At 70.6% G+C, this 25,250-nt stretch carries 18 protein-coding genes and 1 pseudogene; 9 read left to right on the forward strand and 10 right to left on the reverse strand.

Annotated elements, in window-relative coordinates:
• Positions 1-267, forward strand: a pseudogene (locus tag D7X32_RS45610) (hypothetical protein); the annotation flags it as partial.
• Here the strand turns inward: D7X32_RS45610 and D7X32_RS29700 are convergent.
• Both D7X32_RS29700 and D7X32_RS29705 read right to left on the reverse strand, forming a co-directional pair.
• Positions 268-708 carry a hypothetical protein gene (locus D7X32_RS29700; RefSeq protein ID WP_147450319.1) on the reverse strand — a complete coding sequence of 147 codons (441 nt, stop codon included), beginning with the start codon at positions 706-708 and terminating at the stop codon, positions 268-270. It abuts the pseudogene before it with no gap.
• Positions 709-853: 145 nt separating this feature from the next.
• A complete protein-coding gene (locus D7X32_RS29705) occupies positions 854-3,766 on the reverse strand; it encodes a serine/threonine-protein kinase (RefSeq protein ID WP_120605939.1) in 2,913 nt (970 codons plus the stop codon).
• Positions 3,767-3,945: 179 nt separating this feature from the next.
• Between D7X32_RS29705 and D7X32_RS29710 the strand changes: the two genes are divergently transcribed.
• Both D7X32_RS29710 and D7X32_RS29715 read left to right on the forward strand, forming a co-directional pair.
• The gene (locus D7X32_RS29710; RefSeq protein ID WP_120605940.1) at positions 3,946-4,908 is read left to right on the forward strand and encodes an ornithine cyclodeaminase family protein; all 963 of its coding nucleotides are present in this window, start codon (positions 3,946-3,948) and stop codon (positions 4,906-4,908) included.
• A gap of 119 nt (positions 4,909-5,027) precedes the next feature.
• Complete coding sequence (locus tag D7X32_RS29715) at positions 5,028-6,650, forward strand: LysM peptidoglycan-binding domain-containing protein (RefSeq protein ID WP_120605941.1); 1,623 nt, start codon at positions 5,028-5,030, stop codon at positions 6,648-6,650.
• A 543-nt stretch (positions 6,651-7,193) separates the two neighbouring features.
• Here D7X32_RS29715 and D7X32_RS29720 read toward each other — a convergent pair.
• From D7X32_RS29720 to D7X32_RS29740, 5 genes are all read right to left on the reverse strand, one after another.
• Positions 7,194-8,348, reverse strand: coding sequence for a glycosyltransferase (locus tag D7X32_RS29720; protein WP_120605942.1), 1,155 nt, complete (start codon positions 8,346-8,348; stop codon positions 7,194-7,196).
• Entirely contained in the window at positions 8,338-9,621 is a 1,284-nt protein-coding gene (locus D7X32_RS29725; RefSeq protein WP_120605943.1) for an O-antigen ligase family protein, read from the reverse strand. Before D7X32_RS29725 ends, D7X32_RS29720 begins: the two co-directional genes overlap by 11 nt.
• Positions 9,622-9,865: 244 nt before the next feature.
• Entirely contained in the window at positions 9,866-11,530 is a 1,665-nt protein-coding gene (locus D7X32_RS29730) for a DUF6178 family protein (protein WP_208752577.1), read from the reverse strand.
• Positions 11,531-11,568: 38 nt separating this feature from the next.
• Positions 11,569-12,189 carry a ribosome biogenesis GTP-binding protein YihA/YsxC gene (gene yihA, locus D7X32_RS29735; protein ID WP_120605944.1) on the reverse strand — a complete coding sequence of 207 codons (621 nt, stop codon included), beginning with the start codon at positions 12,187-12,189 and terminating at the stop codon, positions 11,569-11,571.
• Between the two features lie 11 nt (positions 12,190-12,200).
• Entirely contained in the window at positions 12,201-12,710 is a 510-nt protein-coding gene (locus D7X32_RS29740) for a multiheme c-type cytochrome (protein WP_120605945.1), read from the reverse strand.
• Between the two features lie 134 nt (positions 12,711-12,844).
• On the opposite strand from D7X32_RS29740, the gene D7X32_RS29745 reads away from it, so the two are divergent.
• From D7X32_RS29745 to D7X32_RS29770, 6 genes are all read left to right on the forward strand, one after another.
• Entirely contained in the window at positions 12,845-13,327 is a 483-nt protein-coding gene (locus D7X32_RS29745) for a hypothetical protein (protein WP_120605946.1), read from the forward strand.
• Between the two features lie 3 nt (positions 13,328-13,330).
• Positions 13,331-13,927: a dephospho-CoA kinase gene (gene coaE, locus D7X32_RS29750; protein WP_120605947.1), complete on the forward strand. Its 597-nt coding sequence runs from the start codon at positions 13,331-13,333 to the stop codon at positions 13,925-13,927.
• A 23-nt stretch (positions 13,928-13,950) separates the two neighbouring features.
• A complete protein-coding gene (locus tag D7X32_RS29755) occupies positions 13,951-15,120 on the forward strand; it encodes an SDR family oxidoreductase (RefSeq protein WP_171447944.1) in 1,170 nt (389 codons plus the stop codon).
• Positions 15,121-15,666: 546 nt separating this feature from the next.
• Positions 15,667-20,820, forward strand: a complete 5,154-nt coding sequence (locus tag D7X32_RS29760; protein WP_158625784.1) for a myxosortase-dependent M36 family metallopeptidase — start codon at positions 15,667-15,669, stop codon at positions 20,818-20,820.
• A gap of 123 nt (positions 20,821-20,943) precedes the next feature.
• A complete protein-coding gene (locus D7X32_RS29765; RefSeq protein WP_120605950.1) occupies positions 20,944-21,339 on the forward strand; it encodes a MaoC family dehydratase in 396 nt (131 codons plus the stop codon).
• 2 nt (positions 21,340-21,341) lie between these two features.
• On the forward strand, positions 21,342-21,824 hold the full coding sequence (locus D7X32_RS29770) for an FAS1-like dehydratase domain-containing protein (protein WP_120605951.1): 483 nt from the start codon (positions 21,342-21,344) through the stop codon (positions 21,822-21,824).
• A gap of 16 nt (positions 21,825-21,840) precedes the next feature.
• On the opposite strand, the gene D7X32_RS29775 is transcribed toward D7X32_RS29770, so the two are convergent.
• The 3 genes from D7X32_RS29775 to D7X32_RS29785 form a co-directional block, all read right to left on the reverse strand.
• Positions 21,841-22,629 carry a tetratricopeptide repeat protein gene (locus tag D7X32_RS29775; protein WP_120605952.1) on the reverse strand — a complete coding sequence of 263 codons (789 nt, stop codon included), beginning with the start codon at positions 22,627-22,629 and terminating at the stop codon, positions 21,841-21,843.
• A gap of 3 nt (positions 22,630-22,632) precedes the next feature.
• Entirely contained in the window at positions 22,633-24,480 is a 1,848-nt protein-coding gene (gene dnaK / locus D7X32_RS29780) for a molecular chaperone DnaK (protein ID WP_120605953.1), read from the reverse strand.
• 18 nt (positions 24,481-24,498) lie between these two features.
• The coding region (locus tag D7X32_RS29785; RefSeq protein WP_147450320.1) for a tetratricopeptide repeat protein at positions 24,499-25,250 on the reverse strand (752 nt) is incomplete at its 5' end.

Here is a 25,250-nt window from a genome sequence, read left to right on the forward strand (position 1 = left end):
CTGCCCACCCTTCCCCTGGAGCCCGCCGCGCCCCCGCTCCGCTCGGAGGCGCCGACCCAGGCGTTGGGGCCCCGGCGCCCGCCGTCCCGGCCGCCGGAACCTGCTCCCGCGAAGGAGCAGGTCCCTGCCCCGGAGCCCGCTCCGCCCGCGAAGCGGTTCCGGTCCGCTGAACAGCCTCCACCGCCCGCGCAGGCCGCGTGGATCAAGTGGGTGGCCGTCTCCGTGGCGGGAAGTCTGCTCGCCGCGGCGGCCTGGTGGTGGAGCTGATCAGCAGCCGCTGCAGCCGCCGGAGACTGTCTGGTATTGCCATTCCGTGTGCGTGTAGGTGCCGGCGGCGTCGAAGCAGACCCGGTATTGGGACTGCTGATTGTACTTGCCCAGCTCGTAGTACATGACGGCCACCTCACCCGAGGGACACACCGGCGGCCTCTGCTCGGGCCCACCGGCGATGGACGGGGCATCGTCAGCCTTCAGCCTCCGCTCACAGACCCAGTAGTTGCCACAGGACGCATTGGGCTGACAGGTCGTCGCGCCGGTGTTGGCCCATCCGGACCAGGTGCCACACGAGCCCAGCGCCGCCTCCGACGTCGCCAGCGCCGCCTCGTCGGCCGCGGCCTCCTCGGGCGTCATCGCCCCACCGCACGCCGTCAATGCCAGACTCGTGCACACCCACGCGACCGCGCGCAGCAACGAGACTCCAGGCTTCATGGACGACTCCTTGGTCAAAGGGCGACGCCGGCATGGCGCCCGGCCTTCCGACAAGGAGACATGTTAGGCAATCTGGATTTCCCAGACCACTCCATGCCTTCACTGCGATTCCATCAATAACGGTCAAATCCAATGACCGTGAGGCTTAGCGGCTGGCAATCCATTGCTTCACCTGCGCCAGCTCGCGGCGCGTCATGGAGCCGCCCTGGGTAAAGCCATCCACGGCCTGCTTCGCCAGCGTCAGCGCGCGCGCGTGCTCCGCCGGTTGGCTCCAGAGCGCTTGCGCGAGCGCGTAGTGCGTCATCGCCGCATCCACCGGGTTCCAGCCCAGCGGCGCCAGCACCCGCTCGGACGTCTCCAGCAGCTCACGCGCGCTGTCGCCCTGTCCCAGCATGAGGTACGCGAGCCCCAGCGCCGTGCGGCTGTGGATGGTCCGCCCATGCTCCGCGCCCAGCGAGCGCGACTTGGACTCCAGCGCCGCGCGCAAGAGCGGCACCGCTTCCTTCGGCCGGCCCTGCGCCACCATCAGGCGGCCGACGTCCTCCTCCAGCGTGTCCACCGCGAACTCCTCCGGCGGCAACACCTTGCGCTGGAGCACCAGCCCTTCCTGGAAGTGCGCGAGCGCGTCCGCGTCCCGCTCCAGCCGCTCCTCCGCGCCCGCCAGCGCCTTCAGCGAGTCGATGGCCTCGCGGCTCTCCGCGCCGAAACCCTGACGCATGCCCTCCAGCGCCTGCTTGTGCAGCGCGAGCGCCCGGTCCGGCGCGCCCAGCGACTCCTGCACCAGCGCCAGGTCATGCAGCAGCAGCAACGTCTGTGAATTGAGCGGCCCCAGCGTCTGCTGCCGCAGCGTGTACGCGCGCTGCAACCACTCCAGCGCCTTGGGCAGGTGCCCCGCCTCCTGCTCCGCGAAGCCCAGGTTGGTGAGCGTGCCCGCCAGCAGCGGATGCACGGGCCCCAGCCGCTCCTCGTAGATGGCGAGCGCCTTCTGGTACAGCGCGGTGGCCTCCGCCTTCTTGCCCTGGCGCAGCATCACCATGCCCAGGTTGTTGTAGACCTTCGCCGTGTCCACGTGCGTGGGCCCCAGGGTGCGCTCGCGCAGCGCCAGGGCCCGCGCGTAGTGCTCCGCCGCCGCGTCGAGCGCGTCCTCGTTCAGCGCGAGGATGCCCTCGTGGTTGGCGAGCCGTCCCTCCAGGTCCGGCGCGGAGCCCAGCCGTTCGATGAGCGCGTGCGCCTGGGCGCTCCACAGGTGGGCCTCGGGGAACCACTCGGGCTCATTGCTCAGGCCGAGCACCAGCTCCGTGGCCACCTGGAGCGCCACTTCGTCATGACGTCCCGCCGTGGCCGCGGCCATCGCCTCGTGCCAGGTGGACCGCGCCTCGCGCGACTGGTTCATGCGGTGGTGGGCCCAGCCCAGGACGTGGAGCGCCTCTGCTTCCACGGGCCGGTAGTGCGTCGCGTGTGCCGCCTCCACCGCCGCCTGGGCCACGGGCACCGCCTGCGTGTAGCGGCCCGTGTCGAGCAGCGCCTGCGCATGCGCCACGTCCTGGCGCACCGCCTCCACGCGGGTGCGCGCCGCCAGGTCCTCTGGAGGGGGCACCGCGGCGGAGAGCGCCTCCACGTTCGCGCAGGCGGAGACGCCGCGCAGCGCATCCACCGCCTCCGCGCTGCGCTGCACCAGCGCCGCGTCCGCGTGCGCCAACTCCGCGCCCAGCGCGTCCACCGCCCGCAGGCGCCGGTCCAGGCACGACATGCGCAGCGCCAGGTGCGCCTCCGGCTGCTCACCCGTCACGCGCGTGGCCTCGCAGGCCTGGCGGTGCATGCGGCTCCACTCGGCCGCGTACGCATCCAGCGCGCGCTCCACCCGGTCGAAGGCGCCGTCCGCGTCCTTCGCGCCGCTCTTCTCGAAGGCCTCCGCCACCGCGGACTTCTGCGCGGGACCCCACACGCGGGCGAACAGCGCGGGCGCGCCGCTGCACGGCGTGGGCCGCACCCACGCGACGCCCACGCCCAGGAAGAGCCCGGCCACCACCGCGAGCGACCGCCCCGCCAGCTTCCTCCGCCCCGCCTCCGGGTCGCGCTCCAGCGCCGCCAGCAGCGCCTCCATGGACGCGAAGCGCTGCTCGGGCGCCACCGCCAGGCCCTGCGCGAGCACGCGGTGCACCCAGCCCGGGACGGCCGGATGCGCGGGCGGCTCCAGTTCCACGCGGGGCACCACCGCGCCCTGTGGAGCCCGCTGCGAGTCCAGCAGCGTCACCGCCATGCGCCGCAGCGTCCCCTCCTCGAAGGGGCGCTGGCCGGTGAGCGCCTCGTAGACGGACACGCAATAGCTGAACTGATCCGCGCGCGCGTCCGGGCCGCGTCCCGCGTACTGCTCCGGCGCCATGTACGCAGGCGTTCCCACCAGCGCGCCCGTCGCCGTGAGCCGCGTGTCGAGCGGCCCCTCCAGGAGCGCCGCCGCTGAAACCGCGGGCCCTCCTTCCGTGCCCACGCCCGCGTCGGACGCGATGCCGAAGTCCGTCACCCAGACGCCGCCATCCCGGCCCAGGAGCACGTTGTCCGGCTTGAAGTCGCGGTGCACCAGCCCCGCCGCGTGCGCCGCCGCGAGCCCCTGGCCCATGGCCCGGCACACCGCCAGCACCTGGCGCGGGGGATGCGGCCCCTCGCGCAGCCACTGCCGCAGCGTGCCGCCCTCCACCCGCGCCATGGCGATGAACACCCGGCCTTCGTGCGTGCCCACGTCGTGCACCGTCAGCACGTTCGGATGGGACAGGCGCGCCATGGCCTGGGCCTCGCGCACCAGCCGCAGCGCTCGGGCGTCCTCCTCCTCGTCCGGCAGCCGCCGCTCGTGCAACAGCTTGATGGCGACGGTGCGGCGCAGCTCCGGGTCGAACGCCTCGAAGACCTCGCCCATGCCGCCGCGTCCCAACCGCGCCAGCAACACGTAGCGGCCCACGCGCGTCGCATGGAGCGGACGCTCCGGCCCGCTGGAGTCACCCGTCGGGTGGCCCGTGTTCGGCGCCTGGGAACCGGTGTCTTGTTCGGGCCGGGAGGTCTTCATCACCCCCAGCCTACCCCAACCCGCCCTTTCCCATTATCCGCGCCTGCCCACCTGCTCCGGGTAGTGATTGTGAATGTGGTCAATGGCAGACGTTCCGCACGGCGGGAGACGCAGGCGGTCAAGCGTCCCAGGGCCGCTCGATTCGACGCGGGCCCGGGCGGTTGGGTATAGCGGCGCCCATGCCCACCCTCCTCCTCAGCGCCAGGGATCTGCGCGGCCTCTACACCGTCGAGCTCGGTCTGGAAGCCGTCGAACGTGCCTTCCTGGCCCACGGCCGCGGCGACGCGCTCATGCCTCCCAAGGTGTACCTGTCCCTGCCGAAGTACGAAGGCGACTTCCGCGCCATGCCCGCGTTCCTCGACGGCGCGGCCGGCGTGAAGTGGGTCAACGCCCATCCCCACAACCCGCGCAAGCACGGCCTGCCCACGGTGCGCGCCGTCTACATCCTCAGCGATCCGGACACCGCGTCCCCGCTGGCCATCCTGGACGGCACGCTGCTCACCGCGTGGCGCACCGGCGCCGCGGGCGGCATCGCGTCCAAGTACCTGGCCCGGAAGCAGCCCCGCACGCTGGGGCTCGTGGGCTGCGGCGTGCAGGCGCGAGTCCTCATCGACGCGCACCGCGCCCTCTTCGGGGACCTGGAGCTGCTCCTGGCGGACGTGTCCAACCAGGCCGCGGAGACCCTCCAGAAGGAGAAGGGCGGCCGCGTGGTGAGCCTCCAGGAGGCCTCCGGCGCGGACATCGTCTGCTCCGCCACGCCCGCGCGCGCCCCCGTGGTCCGCCGCGAGTGGGTCCAGCCCGGCGCCCACATCAACGCCATGGGCGCGGACGCCCCCGGCAAGCAGGAGCTGGATCCGCGCCTGCTCGTCGAAGGGCGCGTCTTCATCGACGACGCGGAGCAGGCGCTCCACTCCGGTGAGGTCAACGTGCCGCTGCACGACGGGCTGATCCAGGCCGAGCAGCTCGCCGGCACCCTGGGCGAGGTCGTCGCCGGCCGCAAGCCGGGCCGCACCGGCACCGAGGTCACCATCTTCGATTCCACCGGCCTCGCCGTGCAGGACGTGGCCCTGGCCCGCGCGCTCTACGACGTCGCGCTCGCCAGGGGCGTGGGCCAGAAGTTCGACCTGGTCGAGGGGGCCTGACGCCGTCCGGGCCACGCCCTCGATGACGCGGCCCGTCGGTACCCGGAAATGCAAAACATTCCGGGTGCACGCTTCCTGGGAGGAAAGCCCTGCTTTCCGCACATCCAAGGAGGCCCGTTTTGTCCCAGACATTGTCCATTCGCCGTGGAGACACGCTGAGCGCGCTCGCGCGCCAGCACGGCACGACGGTCGACGCGCTCGCCAAGGCCAACAACCTCAAGGATCCGAACAAGATCCTCGCCGGCCAGAAGCTCGTGGTGCCCGGGGGCGCGTCCCGTCCCCAGGGCACCACGGCCCAGACGACGCAGACGACGCAGCAGCCCACCCGCCAGGAGCAGACCTCCTCCCGGACCGCGGACGTCTTCACGCCCGCCCAGACGCCCACCACGAAGTCGGCGCAGACGTTCCAGGACCCCGTCCGCGCCGACAAGCGCTACCCGACCAAGGACGGCGTGCCCCTCTACAACCAGGGCGACTCCGACTGGGAGAACCGCCGGCTGGGCGGCGCCGGCACGGTGGACGCCAAGAGCCGTAACAGCGTCCAGTCGCAGGGCTGCGCCATCTCCTCCACCGCCATGGCGCTGAGCGCGCTCAGCGGCCGCACCATCACGCCCCGCGAGATGGACGCGTACCTGGACAAGAGCGGCGGCTACTCCGGCAACGCCGTGAACTTCGAGAAGACGGGCGGCGTGACGGGCAACGACCCGCGCATCACCGCGAAGCGCGAGCGCGGAACGATGTCACCCGCGCTCATCGACCAGAACCTCGCCGCCGGCAAGCCGGTGGTGCTGGGCGTGAACTACCGCACCAAGGACACCGCGCATCCGGACCACTGGATCACCATCACCGGCAAGAACGCGGACGGCACCTACCGCGCGAATGATCCGAACGGCGGCAAGCCCATCACCCTGCGCCGCGAGGGCAACTCACTGGTGGCGACCAGCGGCAACCCCTACCGCTCCTACGGTCAGGGCGTGACCTTCACCGGCGGCAAGCCGGTGCGCGCGGCGCCCCAGTCCTCCACGTCGGGCGACACCTTCGCCAGCGGTGGCGTCACCGGCAAGCCGAACCCCGCCACCGCGAAGGCCGGCGGCCAGGTGAACCTGGACGCGAAGCAGACCGGCCCGACCAACGCCGTGAACAACGACATCCTCGGCAAGGTGAAGACGATGGGCGCTTCCGCCGCGACGGCGAAGCAGGACAAGGCCCCGGCGGGCGTCGAAGGGTCGCGGAAGATGGCGGAGAACGACCGCTCTCGCCTGGAGAAGCACAAGGCCACCCTGCAGAAGGTGGCGAAGGAGACCGGCCTGCCCTCCGCGCTCCTCGCGGCCATCGCCAGCCGCGAGTCCCGTGGCGGCGGCGCGCTCAAGTCCGACGGCACCGCCAGGTATGACCCCAATGGCTACGGGCTCATGCAGATCGACAAGAAGCAGAACCCGCAGCTGATCAAGGGCGGCCCGTACAGCGAGGAGCACATCCGCGAAGCCGCGAACCTGCTCAAGCGCAACCTGGACACGATGAAGAAGGTCCACCCGGACTGGTCCGAAGCGGATCAACTCCGGGGTGCCGTCTCCGCCTACAACCGCGGCGTGGGTGAGAAGAGCCGCCCGGGCGTCTACGGCAACACCCCCGACGAGATGGACCGGGGCAACAAGGCCCGCGGCATCCACGCCTCCACCGGCGGCGACTACTCCGCCGACGTATGGGCCCGCGCCCAGTACCTGTCCGAGAAGGGCTTCTAGCCGTATCCCACCCGGTGCGTCCTCCTCGCGGGGAAGACCCCACAGGACGCCCGGGTGCGGTGTTGTGAGGCAAAAAAGAGAGCGCTCGCCGGCACCTTGGAGTTTTACCGGCGAGCGCCCCGGGCCGCGTGCCGACTGGCAGGGCCTCGTAAAGTCGCGGCGGATGTGAGCGGCCTTGAGCCCGACCCCACGCCACCTTCATGTTTCCTGCCGTCCGCCCCGCGTCCCGTGTCTCCGGGCCCCGCGCTCGGCGTCCGTTTCCTTCAAAAACCCCTGCGCACCGGCGGTGATTCCTGCCCGCCTGATCCGCCTTCACCAGGGTGGGCACGCTCGCTCTCACCGGCAACACCCGAGGCGCCATTACCACACCTTGCCCGGCAACCTCCACGAAAATCGCACTATTCCCATCTATAACCTGCGCACACGCAGGGCCTGACGGAAGAGCGCCTCCCCCTTCCTACGAACGCGCCCGCCCCCAATTGCTGAGGACGGGCGTGGATTATCCGGATCGGTCTGACATTTCCCGGCCCCGGGGGGCCGGTTTCAGCCTGGGGGCAGCCCTGCCACCTGGCGGTACAGCGCATCATGCCGGCGCACCATCTTCTCCAGGGACAGCTCCCGGGCGACGAAGCCCCGGGCGGCCTTGCCCATCTTCCGGGCCTCCTGGGGGTTGGCCAGCAGCCGCCGGAAGGCCTGGGCCAGCTGGGCGGGCCGCTCGGGCTCCACCACCAGGCCCCGCTCGCCGTCCGCGATGAGGTCCGGATTGCCGCCCACCCGCGTCACCACCATGGGCAGCCCCGCCGCCATGCCCTCCATCACCGCGTTGGACATGCCCTCCGCGGTGGAGCACAGGACGCCGAAGGTGGCCTGGCCGTAGACGGCCGGGACGTCGCTCCGGTGCTTGAGGAAGTGCACCCCGTCCGCCACCCCCAGGTCGTGCGCCATCTTCTCCAGCGCCGGCCGGCGCGGCCCGTCTCCCACGAACCACGCGTTCAGCTTCGTGCCCTCATGACGCAGCATGGCAAGCGCGAGGAGCAGGTCCTCCTGCCGCTTCACGGGGTGGTTCATGTTGGCCACGTGGATGACCGTGGGCACGCCGCCGGTGTCGGGCAGCGCGTCCTTGAGCCCTTCCGCGGCGCGCGCGTCGAAGCGCTGGAGGTCCAGGCCGTTGTGGATGACGGAGATGCGTGACTCCGGCAGCCCCTCCTCGTGGATGAGCAGCTGGCGGATGGCCTCCGCGTTGGCGATGACGTGGTCCGCCATGCGCGTCATCCGTGCGTGCAGCATGCGGCGGGCCTTGCCCTGCCAGTGGGACAGGTCCAGGCGGCCGACGATGACCTTCGCGCCCGCGAGCTTCGCGGCCGGCACCGCGACGATGCTGGAGTAGAAGTCGTGCACGTGCACCAGCTGCACCCGGTTGGCCTTGAGCCAGCGGGACATCCGGTGGATCTGCAGGAGCGTGTTGGGCTGGATGAGCGACCCGTTGAGGGAGAACACCTCCGGCGCGTGGCCCAGCTTCCAGACCGCCCCCATCAGCGGCCCTTCGTTCTCCAGCACCGACACCTGCAACTGGTAGCTGGAGGGCAGGCCTCGCAGCAGCTCCAGCACCTGGACCTCGGTGCCGCCAATGTGGAACGACCGGGTGAACTGCACCAGGCGGAGGGGCTCGTGCCCCATCCGCGCATCCTCACGCCGCATGCCCAGACCCCTCCCACGTGGCCACCGGCGCCTCATTCAGGGCCGGTTGCCTCCCCACCGCCAAGGCGCGCTCCCGTGCCTGCGCGATGCGGTGCGCGCTCGCGGCCAGGCCGAAGAGCACGTAGCAATGCGCGGACAGGATGTAGCCCGAGAACAAGTCACAGATGAGGTAGCCCGCCACCGACGCCGACAGCGCGCGCGCCAGCCACCCCATTTCCGAGTCCGCCGACGCGGCCACCGCCCCGCCCACGGCCCCGCCCGAGAACACCAGGAAGCACAGGAGGCCAATCCACCCGAGCTCCCCGATGACGTCGAGGAAGATGTTGTGCGCCACGTAGGCGCGGTGCGCCTCTGGCGGCGCGTACTGGAACCACGCGTAGCGGAAGCCGCCCGCGCCCACGCCCAGGAGCGGCCTGTCCAGGCTCATGCGGCTTGCCACCTGCCACGCGTACACGCGGCCCATGGCGGACGCGTCCTCGTGGAACGCCGCCACCGTCTCATTGCGCTCCCAGAAGCTCTTGGGCGCGAACACCGCCAGGCCCAGCACGAACACGCTGCCCAGCACGATGGCCTGCATGCGGCGCTTCTCGCGGATGGCCCACAGCGCCATCGCCACCGACAGACCGATGAAGCCGCCGCGCGAGTGCGACAGCACGATGGCCACCACCGCCAGCACCGCGGACATCGCGCACAGCAGGCGGAACACCCACGGCGTGCTCTTGCGCGCGAGGAACGCCACCGCGAGCGGCACCACCAGCACCATGTTCATGGCCATGTGGTTGGGGTCCGCGTACACGCCAACCCAGCGCGAACGGAAGCCCTCCACCATGTTCTCGCCGACGATGTACCAGTTGATGACGCCAATGGACGTCACGATGGCACCCAGCACCATCGCGCCGCACACCACCGCCAGCCGCTTGCTGTTGGTGATGACGTTGACGAGCGTCAGGTAGATGGCCGTGAGCTTCAAGAGCTCGATGCCCTGGAAGCGCGTCACGTCCGGGTTCACGCTCCACGCCACCGAGCAGAACGCCAGTGACGAGAACGCCAGCAGCGCGATGCCCCGCGAGCCGTCGAAGAAGAGAGGCTCCGCCTTGCCAATGCGGCGCATCACCATCAAGCCCGCGGCGAGCCCCGACGTGAGCAGCGCGAGCCGCAGCGGCTCCAGCGCGGGGATCCACTCACCCGGCACCGCGTACATCACCGCCGCGAACCCCGCGAGCATGTAGAAAGCCAGTACGTCGCGACGCTGTCCCTGCGCGCCCGGTCCCATGTACCCCACCCCTTCGCTGTCGGTCGCTCGTCCCGTCACACGCGTGCCCCTGGCCCTCGTGGAATGCCACTGGCTAGCAGGCTGCTAGCTCAGGGCTTTCGGTGTGCAGGCCGTGTGCTAGCAATCAGCTAGCGGGCGAGGGGCAAAGCAGCGCGCGTGCCAGGGGTTGGCGGCGGGCGAGGCCTGTATCTTCGGGCGGTTGCGGGATCGCCCTGGACCGGCGGGCCGGGCAAGGCTGAAAAAGCTACGGGACCGGCGCGCTCTCCATCGGTAGGACCGCGGAGGCGATCACGTCCAGCCGACCCTCGCGCAGCCACGCCGGGCCCAGCTCCGACAAAAGCCGCGCCAGCGTGGAGTTCACCACCCGACGCAATTCCTCACGCGCCGCTTCCGGCACCGAGGGGGACAGCGCCGCCACCGCGCGCTCCGCCGCGCTCGCGCGCAGGCGCGGGGCATCCGGGGTGCCTTCGAAGAGGCGCTGACCCAGCTCCACCGTGCGCCCCAGCGGCACGGGCCGCACGTCCACGCGCTCCTCCAGCACGGCCATGGACACGCCCGCCGCCCACAGCCGCTCCACGCCCAGCACGTCCAGCGACACGCCGAAGCGCGCCAGCACGGTGCGCGCCGTGTCCTCGGTGCCGCCCAGGAGCGCGCCCAGCGCCGCGACCTGGCCTTCCGCCCGCGCGAGCAGCGCCTCCGAACCGGCCACCTCGCGCAGCGAACGGAACGGCACGGCTTCCGCGCCCGGGACGCGCAGCGCCCTGCGGGGACGCTTGCGCCGGAGGGCCTCCAGCGCGGCGGCCTCCTCCGGGAGCACCAGCGGCACGTCGTCCAGCTTCACGAAGGGCACCTTGAAGAGGCGGTCCGCGCGGTACTTGAGCTGGAGCGTCAGCGTGAAGCCCACCTGGAAGACGCGGCGCAGGGGCGTGTCGCGCAGCACGTCCGGCGCCTTCGCGGGGTCGCCGCCCGTCAGGTGCTCCAGGCCCAGCGACAGGTAGTCGCGCACCCATTCGCCCACGCGGCGCACGGCGTCCAGGTCACCCGGGTCGCCCAGCTCCGCGACGAGCACCGCGTTGGCCACTTCCCGCAGCTCGTCCTCCGCGTTCATCCGCTCCACGTCGGACAGGTCCCGGAAGGCGGCCTCCAGGTAGTCCACGTGACCGCCCGAGGCGGTGAGCGCCGGCGTCCCGGGCCCCGTGGGGCGCGGCGGCACGTCCACGCGGCTGAAGAGGGCCAGGGCGTCCTCCAGCGTGGGGAAGCCCAGGTCGGCCAGGCGCGCGCGGCGGAACTGGAACGCGGTCTCCTCCAGCTCGGAGGGAATCTCCCAGCGCACGGCCTCGAAGAGGCGCACGGCTTCGAAGGGGTTCTCCGCGATGAGGTCGTTGACGAGCGCGCGCATGGCGGACATCTCCACGCCCTCCACCTTCAGCTCCACCAGGTAGCGCCCTTCCGGGGTCTCCATCGTCATCCCCTGCGGGTTGACGTCCGGGTTCTCCTCCAGGTCGTGGACGACGGTGAACTCCTTGAGGAGCGTCTCCACCACCTCCAGGTCCACCGCGTGCACCTTGCGAAGGAAGTCCTCCTGCTCGTCCCCGCGCGCGGCGCGCAGCCACGTCAGCACCGCGTGCGGATCCAGCTTGTCCTTCGCCCAGCCCCCCAGGTCCACGAAGGTGCGGAACTGCGCGGGCGACGCCAGCTGCACGAGCTCCGTCGTGTCCGCCAGCCCCACTTCCTGGATGGTGACGTAGAGGTCTTCCGCGGGCAGCGAGCGCACCAGCGCGGCCGTGTCCTCCGCATCGAAGAGCGCCGCCACCCGCTGGCGCGGAGACAGGCGCATCAACCGCTGACGCTCCTCGCGGGGAGCGAGGAGCGAACCACCTGGACCGTTCGTCTTGCCGTTCTGGGACACGCCGGGGGTGCTACCACAGCGAGAGCGGCCCGGCAGCCTCAGACGCGGGTGGCCTTGCCGAAGGTGTCCAGCAGCGTGCCCCAGACCTCCTCCACGCCCAGCTTCTCCGTGGAGGAGAACGGGATGACCGCCTCGCGGGGCAGCTCCAGCTGGGCGGCCAGCTTGTGCAGCTGGGGCTTGCGCTGCGCCTTCGTCAGCCGGTCCACCTTGGTGGCCACGACGAGGATGCGGCGGTTGTGCTCCTGGAGGTAGTCCAGCGTCTGCAGGTCCTCCGGCGAGGGGCCCACCTCCGCGTCGATGATGCTCACCACCACCTCCAACCGGTGCCGGTTCTTGAGGTAGGTGGTGATCATCTCCTGCCACTGGGCCTTGTCCGCCTTGCTCGCCTTGGCGAAGCCGTAGCCGGGCAGGTCCGCCAGGCGCACCGTGTGGCGCACGCCGTCGCGGTCCAGGTCCACGTCGAAGAAGTTGAGCGTACGGGTACGCCCCGGCGTGTTGGACACGCGCACCAGCTTCCGCCGGTTCGTCAGGGCGTTGATCATGGACGACTTGCCGACGTTGGAGCGGCCGACGAAGGCCACCTCCGCGGCGTGGTCCGTGGGCAGCCCCTTGAGCTCCACGGCGGTGGTGACGAAGCGGGAATCGAGGATTTTGATCAAGCGGAGGTCACTTACTTCTTCGCCGTGGCGGGAGCCGGCGTGGAGGGGGCCGCGTCCGCGCGGGTCTGCTTGCGGGCGCGTTCGGCGGACCAGTGGTCGATGGCCTTCAGCGCTTCCTTGAAGTCGAACGGGCGCAGGGACGGCGAGGAGGCGTCATGGCAGGTGCGGCACTGCTTCTCCGACGGGTCCACCAACCCCACCAGGCGCGCCAGCTCCGGGTCCTTCATCACGTAGGACGGCGAGTAGTACTGCCCGCCGCCGTGGCACGTCTCGCAGGTGACGGCCGCCAGCTGCTGCTCCGCCTGGTCCGGCGCGTGGCAGGACAGGCAGCGCGCGTCCTTCTTCTGCCCTTCCGCCAGCGTCTCGGTCGCACGGGCGTGCTTGGACTTCATCCACGCGTCGTACGCCTCCGGGTGGCAGCCCTTGCAGCTGTCGGGGCCCGTGAAGTCCGCGGCGCCGGCGAGGCCGCCGGAAACGGCGAGCAGGAGGGCGGAAAAGACCCGGAAGGCACGAGAACGCATGCCTTGAGCACGTAGCAGAGGCCCCTGGAGGGGGCAAGGCGTCTCGTTCGTGATTGAATACCGGGTGGACAGGCGCGTGCTTGAGGTAACGGACCTTGAGACGTGCCCGCCTGATCCGCTAGGGAGGAGTCGAGATGCGGACCCCCGTGATTGCCGTTTTGTTCGCCGTTGCCGTCGCTGCCGTCTCCCTGCCTGCTTTCGCCAAGCCGTGGCAGGGCATCGAGCCCGGGTCCTCCAAGAAGGAGGACGTGGTGAAGAAGTTCGGGGAGCCATCCCGGACCATGAGCCAGGAGGGCAAGGAGATCCTGGCCTACTTCGCCAAGGAGGCCATCAAGGGCACCACCCAGGCCCAGTTCAAGGTGGACCCGGCCACCCAGCTGGTGGAGCGCATCGACGTGTTCCCCGGGCCCGTCATCGAGAAGGACACCATCGAGAACAGCTACGGCCCCGCGTGCCCGGCCGGCGCCATGCCCGCCACGCCCTGCTACCTGCGCAAGCTCACGGACGACTTCCGCACGTACTTCCTCTACGTGAAGCTGGGCGTGGCCATCTTCTTCAACGAAGACGGCAAGACGGTGCAGTCCTTCGTCTTCACCACGCCCAAGGCCGCGAAGTAACCCGTGCACGTCTTCGGCCTGACGGGCGGCATCGCCTCCGGCAAGAGCACGGTGAGCCGGATGCTGCGCGAACTGGGCGCGCGCGTGCTGGACGCGGACGTGCTCGCCCGGGAGGTCGTGGAGCCTGGGACGCCGGGCCTCCAACGCATCGACGAGCGCTTTCCCGGCGTGGTGGGCCCCGACGGCCGCCTGGACCGGGTGAAGCTGGGCGCGCACATCTTCGCGGACCCCGCTGAAAGGGCCGCCCTCAACGCCATCGTGCACCCGGAGGTGCGCGCCCTCTTCCTCCAGAAGCTCCAGGCGCTGGAGGCCGAGGGCGTCACCCACGCCGTCTACGACGTGCCGCTGCTCATCGAGACCGGACTGCACCAGGTGATGGAGGGCGTGGCCGTGGTGTGGGTGCCGCGCGAGGTGCAGAAGGCGCGGCTGATGGCGCGCGACGGGCTGGACGCGGCCCAGGCGGAGGCGCGGCTCCAGGCGCAGATGGCGCTGGATGACAAGCGCGCGCACGCGACGTGGGTCATCGACAACAGCGGCGCGCCGGAGGCCACCCGTCCGCAGGTGGAAGCGGTGTGGCGGGCGATGCTCGCGCAAGGCTGACGGGCGGGTATGCTGCGCCTCGCATGAGCGAGACGTCGACGACGCGGCACGGCAGGCCCGGCACCTACTTCATCACCGGCTACCCGGGGTTCATCGGCAAGCGGCTGGTGGAGCACATCGCGCGGGAGGACCCGCAAGGGCACATCTACGCGCTCGTGCAGCCCAAGGCCTTCAAGGAGGCGCAGTCGCTCGCGGCGAAGGTGACGGGCGCGCGCGTGGAGCTGCTCACCGGTGACGCGGTGGACATGCACCTGGGCCTGTCCGGCGAGGAGTACCAGCGCCTGTGCGAACAGGTGACGGACATCTTCCACCTGGCCGCGGTGTCGCAGCTGGGCGTGCCCAAGGAGACCGCGTGGCGGGTGAACGTGGACGGCACGCGCAACCTGCTGGAGCTGGCGCGCGACTGCGAGAACCTCTCCCGCTTCAACTACTTCTCCACCTGCTACGTGTCCGGCGACCGCGTGGGCGTCATCGCCGAGGACGAGCTGGACCGGGGCCAGTCCTTCCGCAACGCCTACGAGGAGACGAAGTTCCAGGCGGAGCGGCTGGTGCAGCGCGCGGCGGCCACCCTCCCCGTCACCATCTTCCGTCCGTCCAGCGTGGTGGGGGACTCGCGCACGGGCGAAATCGACCGCTTCGAGGGCCCCTACTACCTGGGCATCCTGCTCGTCACGTCCCCGCTGGTGGTGCCGCTGCCCCTGCCGGGCAACGGCGTCGCGCCGCTCAACGTGGTGCCGGTGGACTTCGTGGTGGAGGCCGTGTGGCGGCTGTCGCGGGATGGGCGCGCGAAGGGGCGCACCTTCCACCTGGTGGACCCCAACCCCATGAGCGCGCGGCGCGTGTACGAGCTCATCGCGGAGAAGGCCCACAAGCGGCTGCCGCGCTTCAACCTGTCCGCGCGCGCCGCGGACGTGATGCTGCGGCTGCCCGTGCTGGAGAAGCTGGCCCGGCCCCAGCGCGCCGCCATCAGCTACGTGAACCACCTGGCCATCTACAATTGCCACAACACGCTGGAGCTGCTCGACGGCACCGGCGTGCGGTGCCCGCCGCTGTCGTCGTACCTGGATCAGCTCGTCGCCTACGTCCGTGAGCAGTACAAGCAGCGCAAGGAGGGCGCGGAGGTGGAGGATCCGCTCGACCACGGACCGCTGCCATCGCACGACGAAGGCGCGGCGCCCCGCTCGCGGCGCTGAGCAGGATTGGCGCCCGCACGCAAGGTGCGGCGCGGCGCCCGTTGACACACCCGCGCCCGCCTGGCTGCTACGGCTTATTCCAGACTGACAATTGTTACTGGGTTGCTAACGCAAAGTTGCAAGGGCCCCCCTCTTTTCAACGAAACAGTGTCCTGGTTAGCATGCGCTCCCACTGAACCTGCCGCGGTGAAAACAACCGCGGCCCGGAAGAGTGGGTTGGAGAGCAGCGCTTGCCGGTGACCGTTGACAGCAGATTCGAGTGGGCCGCCCCGGGTTCGGGTGTGGCGCCCCGGCTGTCCGGCCTGACGAAGCGCTTCGCACCCATCCTGCTCGCGCCTCGCGCCCTGCCTTTCCACGCGGTCCCCCGCCCTCGCGTCGTCGATGCGACCTCTGGCGTTGGGAAGCGTTTCCTATCGGGCTGTTGTCCACCCACGGTCCGCCATCCTTGAGGGAGGCCCGCCACCCCCGGCGGTCCGCTCCTCATGCAGTCGTCGTCACTCGCAGTCCCCTCGTCCGGTAGTTCATTACCCCCAAGAAGGAAGGCGCATGCGTCTCAGGGAAAAGCTGTTGACCAGCCTGCTGCTGGTGCCCATCGCGGGTACCAGCGCGTGGGCCAAGGAGCGGTCGAACTACGACGCGTTCCTGGAGCAGCGGGAGTCCCGCTCGCTCGCCGTGGATTCGAACACGGCGGTGTCCCGCGGACTTCGCATCGAGCAGACCGAGCAGCGGCTCGGCGTGCCCACGTTCGCATGGGCGACGCAGGACGGTGCGCAGTCCAAGTCCGTCATCCGCTCCGGCATGACGGCGGAGAGCGCGGCGCGCGCGCACCTGCAGGCCGTGGCGGACAACTACCGCCTCACGCGTGACGACGTCGCGGGCGCCAGCCTGCGCTCGATGCACAACACCGGCAAGGGCGCCATCATCGCGACCTTCAACCAGTCGGTGGGTGGCATCCCGGTCTTCCGCAACGAGATCAAGGTCGTCATGGGCCAGGACCTGCGCCTGGTGGCCGTGAGCGGCTACCTGGCCCCGTCCGAGCTGGCGCTCTCCGCGCGCTCCAAGGCGCGTGGCGGCTTCAACCTGGGCGCGGCGGACGCGGTGTCCGGCGCGTTCAAGGACCTGACGGGCTCCGGCACGCAGGCCACCTCGTTCGTCAACGCGGGCACGAAGGGTGACTTCACCTTCTTCGAACTGGCCCCGTCCACGAAGTCCGCGCTGCCGCAGGACCTGGCCACTCCGGCCCGCGCCCGGCAGGTGTACTTCATGCTGGCCGGCAAGCTGGAAGCGGCCTGGTACGTGGAAGTGAACGCGGGCCCCAAGGCCGCGCGCTCCAGCGAGTACTACGGCTACGTGGTGTCCGCGGCCAGCGGCGAGATCCTCTTCCGCAACAACCTGTCCGCGGACGCGGGCACGGCCTTCACGTACAAGGTCTGGGCGGACACGGCGTCTCCGTTCATCCCGGAGGACGGTCCCCAGGGCAACGACGCGACCCCGCACCCCACGGGCACGCGCGACGGCTTCCAGGCCCCCCTGGACCGCCCGGCGCACGACATCAGCCTGGCCAACAGCCCCTACAGCAAGAACGACCCCTGGCTGCCGGCCAACGCCACGCAGACCACGGGTAACAACGTGGACGCGTACGCGGACCGGAGCGAGCCGGACGGCTTCCAGCCCGGCACCAACGACCTCCGCGCGGAGACGACGAGCGACAACACCTTCGCGTACGTCTACGACACGACCAAGGCCCCGGGCTCCAGCACCGAGCAGATCAAGGCCTCGGTGGTGAACCTGTTCTACGTGAACAACTTCCTGCACGACTGGTTCTACGACTCCGGCTTCGACGAGGCCTCGGCCAACGCCCAGTCGTTCAACTTCGGCCGCGGAGGCGTGGAGGGCGACCCCATCCAGGCCCAGGCGCAGGACTACGGCGGCCGCAACAACGCGAACATGAGCACGCCGGCGGACGGTGCGTCGCCGCGCATGCAGATGTACGTGTTCGACGGTACGCCCGTGCTGTCCGTCACGGCGCCCGCGTCGCTGGCCGGTATCTACGAGGCCGGCGCCGCCGCCTACGGCACGCAGGCGTACGACATGGCGGGGGAAATCAAGGCCACCCCGACGGCGAACCCGCTGGGCTGCACCCCGTTCGATGCGGGCTACTTCACCGGGAAGATCGCCCTCATCGACCGCGGCTCGTGCAACTTCATCATCAAGTCGCTCAACGCCCAGAACGCGGGCGCGATCGCCACGGTCATCGCCAACAACGCGGCCGGCAGCCCCATCAGCATGGCCGGCAACGGCACGGATGACGCCAAGATCAAGACGCCGTCCCTGATGATCACCCAGGCCGCGGCCACCGCGTGGAAGGCGGCGCTGGCCACGGAGGCGGTGTCCGTGAAGTTCCTGCGCGAGCCGAACCAGGACCGCGACGGCACGCTCGACAACGGCATCATCGCCCACGAGTGGGGTCACTACATCAGCAACCGCCTCATCGGTAACGCCGCGGGCCTGAGCAACAACCAGGGCCGTTCGATGGGCGAGGGCTGGGGCGACTTCCACGCCATGCTGATGCAGGTGCGCGAGTCGGACCGGACCAAGCCGGGCAACAGCAACTGGCAGGGCGTCTACAGCACCGCGGGCTACGTCACCAGCGGTGGCAAGAACCAGGGCTACTACTACGGCATCCGCCGCCTGCCCTACTCCACGGACACGAGCAAGAACGGCTACTCGTTCCGCCACATCGCCAACTACACCGCCCTGCCGCCGGACGTGACGTCGGCGACCACCACCTCCAACAGCGAGGTCCACAACAGCGGTGAGGTGTGGGCCACTTCGCTGTGGGAGTGCTACGCGAGCCTGCTGAACGCGCACCCGTTCCAGGAGGCGCAGGACCGCATGAAGCGGTACCTGGTCGCGTCCTACAAGGCGACGCCGAACGCGCCGACCTTCACGGAAGCGCGTGACGCGGTGCTGGCCGTCGCGCTGGCGAGCGATCCGGCGGACTACCAGCGCTTCGTGGCGGCCTTCGCCAAGCGCGGCCTGGGCTTCGGCGCCAAGTCGCCGGACCGCGACGCGTTCGACCACATCGGCGTGGTGGAGAGCTTCGCCGCGGGCGGCAACCTGGAGGTCACCGACATCTCGCTGACCGACGGCGTCGCCGGCTGCGACCAGGACGGCATCCTGGACATCGGCGAGCAGGGCCTGCTGAAGATCACCGTGCGCAACACGGGCGGCAACGGGCTGAGCGCCTTCTCCGGCACCGTCAGCAGCACCAGCACCACGGCGACGCTGGAGTTCCCGAACGGCGCGGCGATCAACGTCCCCGCCCTGTCGCGCGGCGCCCAGGCCACCGTCACGGTGCCCGTCAACGTCACCGCGGTGTCCGGCTCGCCCGCGCGCGCCGGCATCAAGGTCGCCTTCGACTCCACCGAGATCCCGGCGTCGTCGAAGACCGCGACGTTCGATCCGCGCGTCAACTACGACAACGTTCCCACGACCAGCGACACGGAGACGTTCGAGTCCGGCCTGTCCGCGTGGAAGGTGTCGCAGAACCTGTCGTCCTCTGGCGACTGGACGCTGTCCGGCACGCCGGCCAACCGCTACGCGCACGGCAAGGACCCGGGGACCAACGCGGAGACCACCATCACCAGCCCCTGGCTGTCGGTGGATGACGCGGCCGACTTCGTGATCAGCTACAAGTACCGCCACTCCTTCGAGTACGACTCCAACGCCTCCTACGACGGCGCGGTGCTGGAGTTCACGGTCGACGGCATCGACTGGATCGACCCCTGGGATCTGTACCCGGTGGTGGACGCGGATCCGGGCTACACGGACTACATCGCCGCGGGCGGCGGCAACCCCCTCGAGGACCGCGCTGCGATGGCGGGCATGAGCGCGGGCTTCCCGGCCTTCGCGACCGCGAGCATCAACTTCGCGGACTTCTTCCCCAGCCTGGGCCTCAAGAACGTCCGTTTCCGCTTCCGCATCGGTTCGGACGTGGGCGTGGGCGGATACGGCCTGGACCTGGATGACGTGAAGTTCACGGGCGCCACGGTGGCGTTCTCCGGCCAGGCGGATCAGCCGGCCTCCACTGGCACGTGCAATGTGCCCCCGGTGGCCAACGCGGGTCCGTCGCGCGTGGGCACTGCGGCGGTCGCCGAGGGCACGCTCGTCGGCGGCGTCCTCAACCGCACCACCATCACCCTGAACGGCACGGGCAGCATCGACCCGGATGCCGTCGCGGGCGACGCGCTCACCTACAGCTGGACGCAGGTCGGTGGCGCGACGCCGGTCACGCTGGACGGCGCGGACACCGCGACGCCGAGCTTCGTGGCGGACGTGGACTACACCGACGTCATCACCTTCCAGCTCGTCGTCACCGACGCGGCTGGCAAGGCGAGCGCCCCGAAGACGGTGGACATCCAGATCCTCAACGTGAACCAGCTCCCTGTGGCCGCGGCCTCCGCGCCGGCCACGGTGAACGAGGGTGACACGAACGTGACGCTGGATGCCTCGGCCTCCACGGATCCGGATCCGATCCACGCGAACACCCTGACGTACTCCTGGGTACAGACGAGCCCCGCGACGCCCAAGGCGACGCTGACCAACGCCACCAAGGCGAAGGCGACGTTCACGGCGCCGGAAGTGACGGCGGACACGCAGCTGACCTTCACGGTCACCGTGACGGACAGCAGCGGCGCGAAGGCCACCAAGGCCGTCGCCGTGACGGTGAAGAACGTGGACCGCGCTCCGATGGCCAACGCCGGCGCGGACTTCGACGCGGATGCCCGCTCCACGGTGACGCTGACCGGCTCCGGCTCGGATGCGGACGGCACGGCGGTCACCTACCTGTGGGAGCAGACGTCCGGCACGTCGGTGACGCTGACGGGGACGGACACGGCGACGGCGACCTTCACGGCGCCGGACGTCAGCGCCCCCACCGAGCTCACCTTCAAGTTCACGGTGGCCTCGGGCGGCCAGACGGTCTCCGACCTGGTCAACGTGACGGTGCGCAAGGCCAACCGCTTCCCGGTGGGCCAGGCTCCGGCCGCCATCACCGCGGACGAGGGCAGCAACGTGGTGCTGGACGCTTCCGGCATCACGGATCCGGACGGTGACACGCTCACCTACACCTGGGCGCAGGTCGGTGGCTCCACGGTGCAGACCACGGGCGCGGGCACGGCGCAGCTGAGCTTCACCGCCCCGCAGGTCCAGGCCGACACGGCCGTGGCCTTCAGCCTGACCGTGACGGACTCCGACGGCGCCGCTGCCGGCCCGTTCGTCTACACGGTGAACGTGAAGCAGGTGAACCAGGCGCCGGTCGCCAAGACCCGGGTCATCTCGGGTGTGCGCGGCGGCGAGCTGGTGAAGCTGGATGCCTCCACGTCCACGGATCCGGACAACGAGACGCTGACCTACACCTGGACGCAGACGGGTGGCCCGTCCGTGACGCTGACTGGCGCCACCACCGCCGAAGCCAGCTTCACCCCGCCCGCGAAGAAGACGCTGGAGAACTACGCCTTCACCGTGACGGTGAAGGACGCGGCCGGTGCCACCAGCACCGCCGAGCAGAAGGTCTCCGTGCCGAAGTCCGACGACGACGGCGGCGGCTGCTCCTCCACGGGCGGCTCCGCTGGCGGCATGGCGCCGCTGATGGCGCTGTTCGCGGCGATGGCGCTCGCGCGCCGTCGCAAGGCGTAAGCCGGCGCTTCGTCCTGAAGTCCTGAAGTGACGGGGGGCGGTCCTCACTCGGTGGGGGCCGCCCCCTTCTTCATTTCCGGCGGGCGTCCACGAAACAAGGGATGCGGTAGGCTTCCGCGCCTCATGGCACGCACGTTCCAGGTGGGAGACACCTTCACCCACGTCCGCCAGTGCGACCGGCTGCGGCCGGTGTATTACGCGGGCGCTTCCGGGGACTACAACCCCATCCACATCGACCCGGAGGTGGGAAAGCTCGCCGGCTTCAACGGCGTCATCCTCCAGGGGCTCTGCACGCTGGGCTGGGCCGTGGAGGCCGTGGCCGTCTTCGTGGGGGACCCGGGGCTCGTGCGCCGCGTGAAGGTGCGCTTCTCCCGGCCGGTGCTCCCCGAGGACACCGTCACCTTCCAGGGCCGCGTCACCGCCGTCGCGGACGGCCGGCTGACGACGGAAGTCACCGCCACCAACCAGCGCGGCGAGCCCGTCCTCCGGGGCGCCGTCGTCGAAACCTCGCTCGGATAGCCATGGCCCTGGATCCCAAGTTCGTCGGCCGTGCCTACGGCCCCTTCACCTACGAGATTGGCCGGGAGAAGCTGCGCGAGTTCTCCCTCATCCTCGGCGGCTCCGTGCCCTCCGCGGGCACCTTCGGCGAGCCCCCGGCCCACGTGAGCCCCCTGCTGTATTCGCAGGAGGCGGCCCAGGCCGGCCCGTACGGTGACGTCATCGCCTTCCCCAGCTTCGCGGTGGTGTTCGCCATCCGCCCCTTCAGCGCCGCCATCGCGGATCCGGAGCTGGGCGTGGACCGCGTGCGGCTGGTGCACGGCGAGCAGGAGCTGGAGTTCCTGGGCGTGATGCGCCCCGGAGACGTGCTCACCACCACGGGCCAGATTTCAGAGCTGTACCGCAAGGCCGGGATGGACTTCCTCGTCGTCACCACGGAGACGCGCAACGCGAAGGGCGAGCCCGTGGTGCGCGGCGTGTGGACGGCCGTCATCCGCCCCGCGTGACGCGAAGGCGCGCGGCCTACTCGCCGGGGGCGATGATGCCCTCGTCGAGCAGCTGCGCGAGGATGCGCGCGGTGTCCAGGCGCGACATGCCCGACAGCGCGAAGAGGTCGTCGAAGCTCACCTCGCCGTCAATCTGGGCCAGCACGAAGCCCGCGCGGTGGTCCAGGTTGAGCCAGATGATGTCGTCCGGCTGCAACCGCACGCGCGGCTTGCGGTTCAGGTCCCCCAGGCGGGCCTCCAGCATGGACACCAGGATGCGCTCGCTGCGGTCGCGCAGCGCCTCCACGCGCGGGTTCTCCGGCGCCAGCGACTGCGCCCGGCGCAAGAGCTCCACCGCGCCGGAGTGATCATCCAGCGACAGCAGGTCCTCCGCGCCTCGCAGCAGGCTCTCCACCTCCGACCCCTCCGGCAGCCCGCCCGCCGGCGTGAAGGTGTCCGGCAGCCCGAACTCCTGCGTGCGGTGCGCCTCCGCGATGAGGTCCAACGCGTCGCCGCGCATCCCCGTGCCTTCGGGCAGGCTCACGGATTCGCGCACCGGGGCCTCCACGGGGCCCGGCGTGGAGGGACCGGCATAGGCGCCCCAGTCCACCTCCTGGTCGGGGCTCGCCAGGTTCCACCCGGTGTCCCCGCCGCCGGAGGCTGACGGCTCCAGCGTGCCGTCCCGCCCCAGCAGCCGGCGCGCGCGCGCGTTGCCGGGGTCCAGCTCCAGGGCCCTCGCGAACAGCTTCTCCGCCCCGGCCATGTCGCCACTCAGTCGCAACAGCAACCCGGCTTCGACCAGCGCCTTGGCCCGGAGCGCGTTCATGGGCTACCTCCCCGGCGTTCCGCGCGGGCCTGCCGAGCGCAACACCGGCAGGCTCTGGGCCAGGGCCTCGCAGGCCCGGGTGAGCGCGCCCACGTCCTCCACGCCGCGCGCCTGGCGCGCCTGGTCCAGGGCGGCTTCCGCGCGGGCCACGACGTCGGGCGACAGGCCTCCGGCTCCGGGCATGAGCCGCACGCGGGAGAGCGCGTCCACCAGGTCGCGGGCCAGGATGTCCAGCTCCACGCGCTTGGACTTCAGCTCCTCCGTGTTGCGCGCCGCCACCAGCCAGTCGCGCTGCTCGTCCATGATGCGGCGCAGCTCGTCCTCGGTGAGGCCACTGGAGGCGGTGACGATGATGGACTGGCGCAGGCCCGTGTCGCGGTCGCGCGCGGACACCGACACGATGCCCTCCGCGTTGATGTCGAACGTCACCTCGATTTCGACCTGGCCACGAGGCGCCTCGCGCAGGCCGGTGAGGAGGAATTCGCCCAACAGCTCGTTGTGGTGCGCGAGCTCGTGCTCGCCCTGGAGCACCATGATCTTCACCGTGCGCTGGAAGTCCTTGGAGGTGGCGAACACCTCCGTGGCGGACGTGGGCACGGTGGTGTTGCGCGGAATCAGCCGCCGCACGTAGCCGCCCGCGATGGCCACGCCCATGCTCTGCGGCGTGACGTCCAGGAGCAGCAGCTCACTCTCCTGCCCCACCAGCGCGTGCGCCTGGATGGCGGCGCCCAGGGCCACGACCTCCTCCGCGTGCACGCCCTTGCAGGGCTCGCGGCGGAAGTACTGGCGCACCTGCTCCACGATGCGGGGCATGCGCGACATGCCCCCCACGAGGATGACCTCCTTCAGGTCGGACGGGCGCACCTTCGCCTCGCCCAGGACCTCCGACGTGATGCCCACCAGGCGCTCGCCCAGGTCCGCGGTGAGTTCCTCCAGCTTCTCGCGGGTGAGCGTGGACTGCAGGTGCAGCGCGGCGCCTCCGCCCGGCGGCGTGCAGATGAAGGGCAGGTGCAGCTGCGTCTCCTTCACCGACGACAGCTCCACCTTCGCCTTCTCCGCGGCGTCCTTCAGCCGCTGCAGCGCCATGCGGTCCTTGCGCAGGTCGATGCCGTGTTCCTTGGCGAAGCCGAACACCATCCACTCGATGATGCGGTGGTCCCAGTCCTCGCCGCCGAGGAAGGTGTCACCGCCGGTGGCCACCACGTCGAAGATGCCGTTGTTGATCTCCAGCACCGACACGTCGAAGGTGCCGCCGCCCAGGTCCAGCACGGCGATCTTCCCGTTCACCGTGCGCCCGAAGCCGTAGGCCAGCGCCGCCGCGGTGGGCTCGTTGATGATGCGCAGCACCTCCAGCCCCGCGATGCGGCCCGCGTCCTTGGTGGCCTGGCGCTGCCCGTCGTTGAAGTAGGCCGGCACGGTGATGACGGCCTGGGTGACGGGCCGGCCGAAGTGCGCCTCCGCGTCCGCCTTCAGCTCCGCCAGGATCATGGCGCTGACCTCCGGCACGGCGAGGTCGCGGCCCGCCAGCCGGACGCGCACGTCGTCATGCTGGCCGCACACCACCTGGTAGGTGAGCGCGCGCAGCGCGTCCTGCACCGGGTGCGAGGAGAACTTGCGGCCGATGAGGCGCTTCGCCGCGGACACCGTCTCCTGCGGGTTGGTGATGGCCTGCCGTTTGGCGATGCCGCCCACCAGCCGCTTGCCGTTCTTCGACACCGCCACCACGGACGGGGTGAGGGGCTGGCCGGTGCGGTTCTTGATGATGATGGGCTGACCGTCCTGCACCGTGGCGACGAGGCTGTTCGTCGTCCCCAGGTCGATGCCAATCAGCGGTTCGGACTCAGCAGCCATGGGGACGCATGCACCTCATCACGTGAACGTCCAGCGCAGCTTCTTGAGGGCGGCGCGAGCGTCGGCGTTGTCGGGGTCCAGGCGCACGACCTCCTCGAAGTGGTGCTTGGCCTGCTTCTTCTGCCCCGCCACCAGGAGCACATGGGCGAGCAGCAGCTGGTAGTCCGCGCGCCCCGGCTTCAACTCCACCGCGCGCTGCGCGAGCTTCAGCACCTCCTGCGCGTCCTGCGTCAGCTCCCGCCCCACGCGCGCCGCCTGGAAGGCCGCCTCCGGGTTGTCCGCGTTGAGCGACACGGCCAGCTTGTAGGCCGCCTGCGCGCCGGCGAAGTCGCCGCGCATCTCCATCTCCTGGCCGCGCTCCACCTCCGCCTGCGCGCGGTGCAGGTCGTGCTTGCGCCGCGCATCCACCAGCAGCTGGGCGACCTCGCGGTTCTTCGGGTCCAGGCCCAGCACGTGGTTGAAGTCCTGGTAGGCCCGCTCGAAGTCCCCGCGCGAGGTGGCCGCCTTGCCCCGGGCGATGAGCTCCGTGAGCTTGTGGCTGCGGGCCATGTACGGGTGGCGAGCGAAGCGGGCCTGGCGCTCGGCGCGGCGGGCCTCGGACTCCGGATCATCCGCGGGCGCCGCGGCGGGAGCCGGCACCGTGGCGAAGGACCCCGAGGGCGGGCGCGCGCCCGAAGCGGCGGGAGGCTGCGTCACCGCGAAGGAGCCGGAAGACGTACGCGGACTCGGCGCGGCGGGCGGCGGAGTGGCCGGAGCGCGTGCGGCCGGGG

This window comes from Corallococcus carmarthensis, assembly GCF_003611695.1.
In the GTDB taxonomy this organism is placed as follows: Bacteria; Myxococcota; Myxococcia; order Myxococcales; family Myxococcaceae; genus Corallococcus; species Corallococcus carmarthensis.

What these genes read in the sequence shown, in the direction of transcription:
- D7X32_RS29700 (WP_147450319.1), bottom strand. Translation starts at nt 708, where the DNA reads ATGAAGCCTGGAGTCTCGTTGCTGCGCGCGGTCGCGTGGGTGTGCACG.
- D7X32_RS29705 (WP_120605939.1), bottom strand. Translation starts at nt 3,766, where the DNA reads ATGAAGACCTCCCGGCCCGAACAAGACACCGGTTCCCAGGCGCCGAAC.
- D7X32_RS29710 (WP_120605940.1), top strand. Translation starts at nt 3,946, where the DNA reads ATGCCCACCCTCCTCCTCAGCGCCAGGGATCTGCGCGGCCTCTACACC.
- D7X32_RS29720 (WP_120605942.1), bottom strand. Translation starts at nt 8,348, where the DNA reads ATGCGGCGTGAGGATGCGCGGATGGGGCACGAGCCCCTCCGCCTGGTG.
- D7X32_RS29725 (WP_120605943.1), bottom strand. Translation starts at nt 9,621, where the DNA reads ATGGGACCGGGCGCGCAGGGACAGCGTCGCGACGTACTGGCTTTCTAC.
- D7X32_RS29740 (WP_120605945.1), bottom strand. Translation starts at nt 12,710, where the DNA reads ATGCGTTCTCGTGCCTTCCGGGTCTTTTCCGCCCTCCTGCTCGCCGTT.
- D7X32_RS29745 (WP_120605946.1), top strand. Translation starts at nt 12,845, where the DNA reads ATGCGGACCCCCGTGATTGCCGTTTTGTTCGCCGTTGCCGTCGCTGCC.
- D7X32_RS29755 (WP_171447944.1), top strand. Translation starts at nt 13,951, where the DNA reads ATGAGCGAGACGTCGACGACGCGGCACGGCAGGCCCGGCACCTACTTC.
- D7X32_RS29760 (WP_158625784.1), top strand. Translation starts at nt 15,667, where the DNA reads ATGCGTCTCAGGGAAAAGCTGTTGACCAGCCTGCTGCTGGTGCCCATC.
- D7X32_RS29765 (WP_120605950.1), top strand. Translation starts at nt 20,944, where the DNA reads ATGGCACGCACGTTCCAGGTGGGAGACACCTTCACCCACGTCCGCCAG.
- D7X32_RS29770 (WP_120605951.1), top strand. Translation starts at nt 21,342, where the DNA reads ATGGCCCTGGATCCCAAGTTCGTCGGCCGTGCCTACGGCCCCTTCACC.
- D7X32_RS29775 (WP_120605952.1), bottom strand. Translation starts at nt 22,629, where the DNA reads ATGAACGCGCTCCGGGCCAAGGCGCTGGTCGAAGCCGGGTTGCTGTTG.
- dnaK (WP_120605953.1), bottom strand. Translation starts at nt 24,480, where the DNA reads ATGGCTGCTGAGTCCGAACCGCTGATTGGCATCGACCTGGGGACGACG.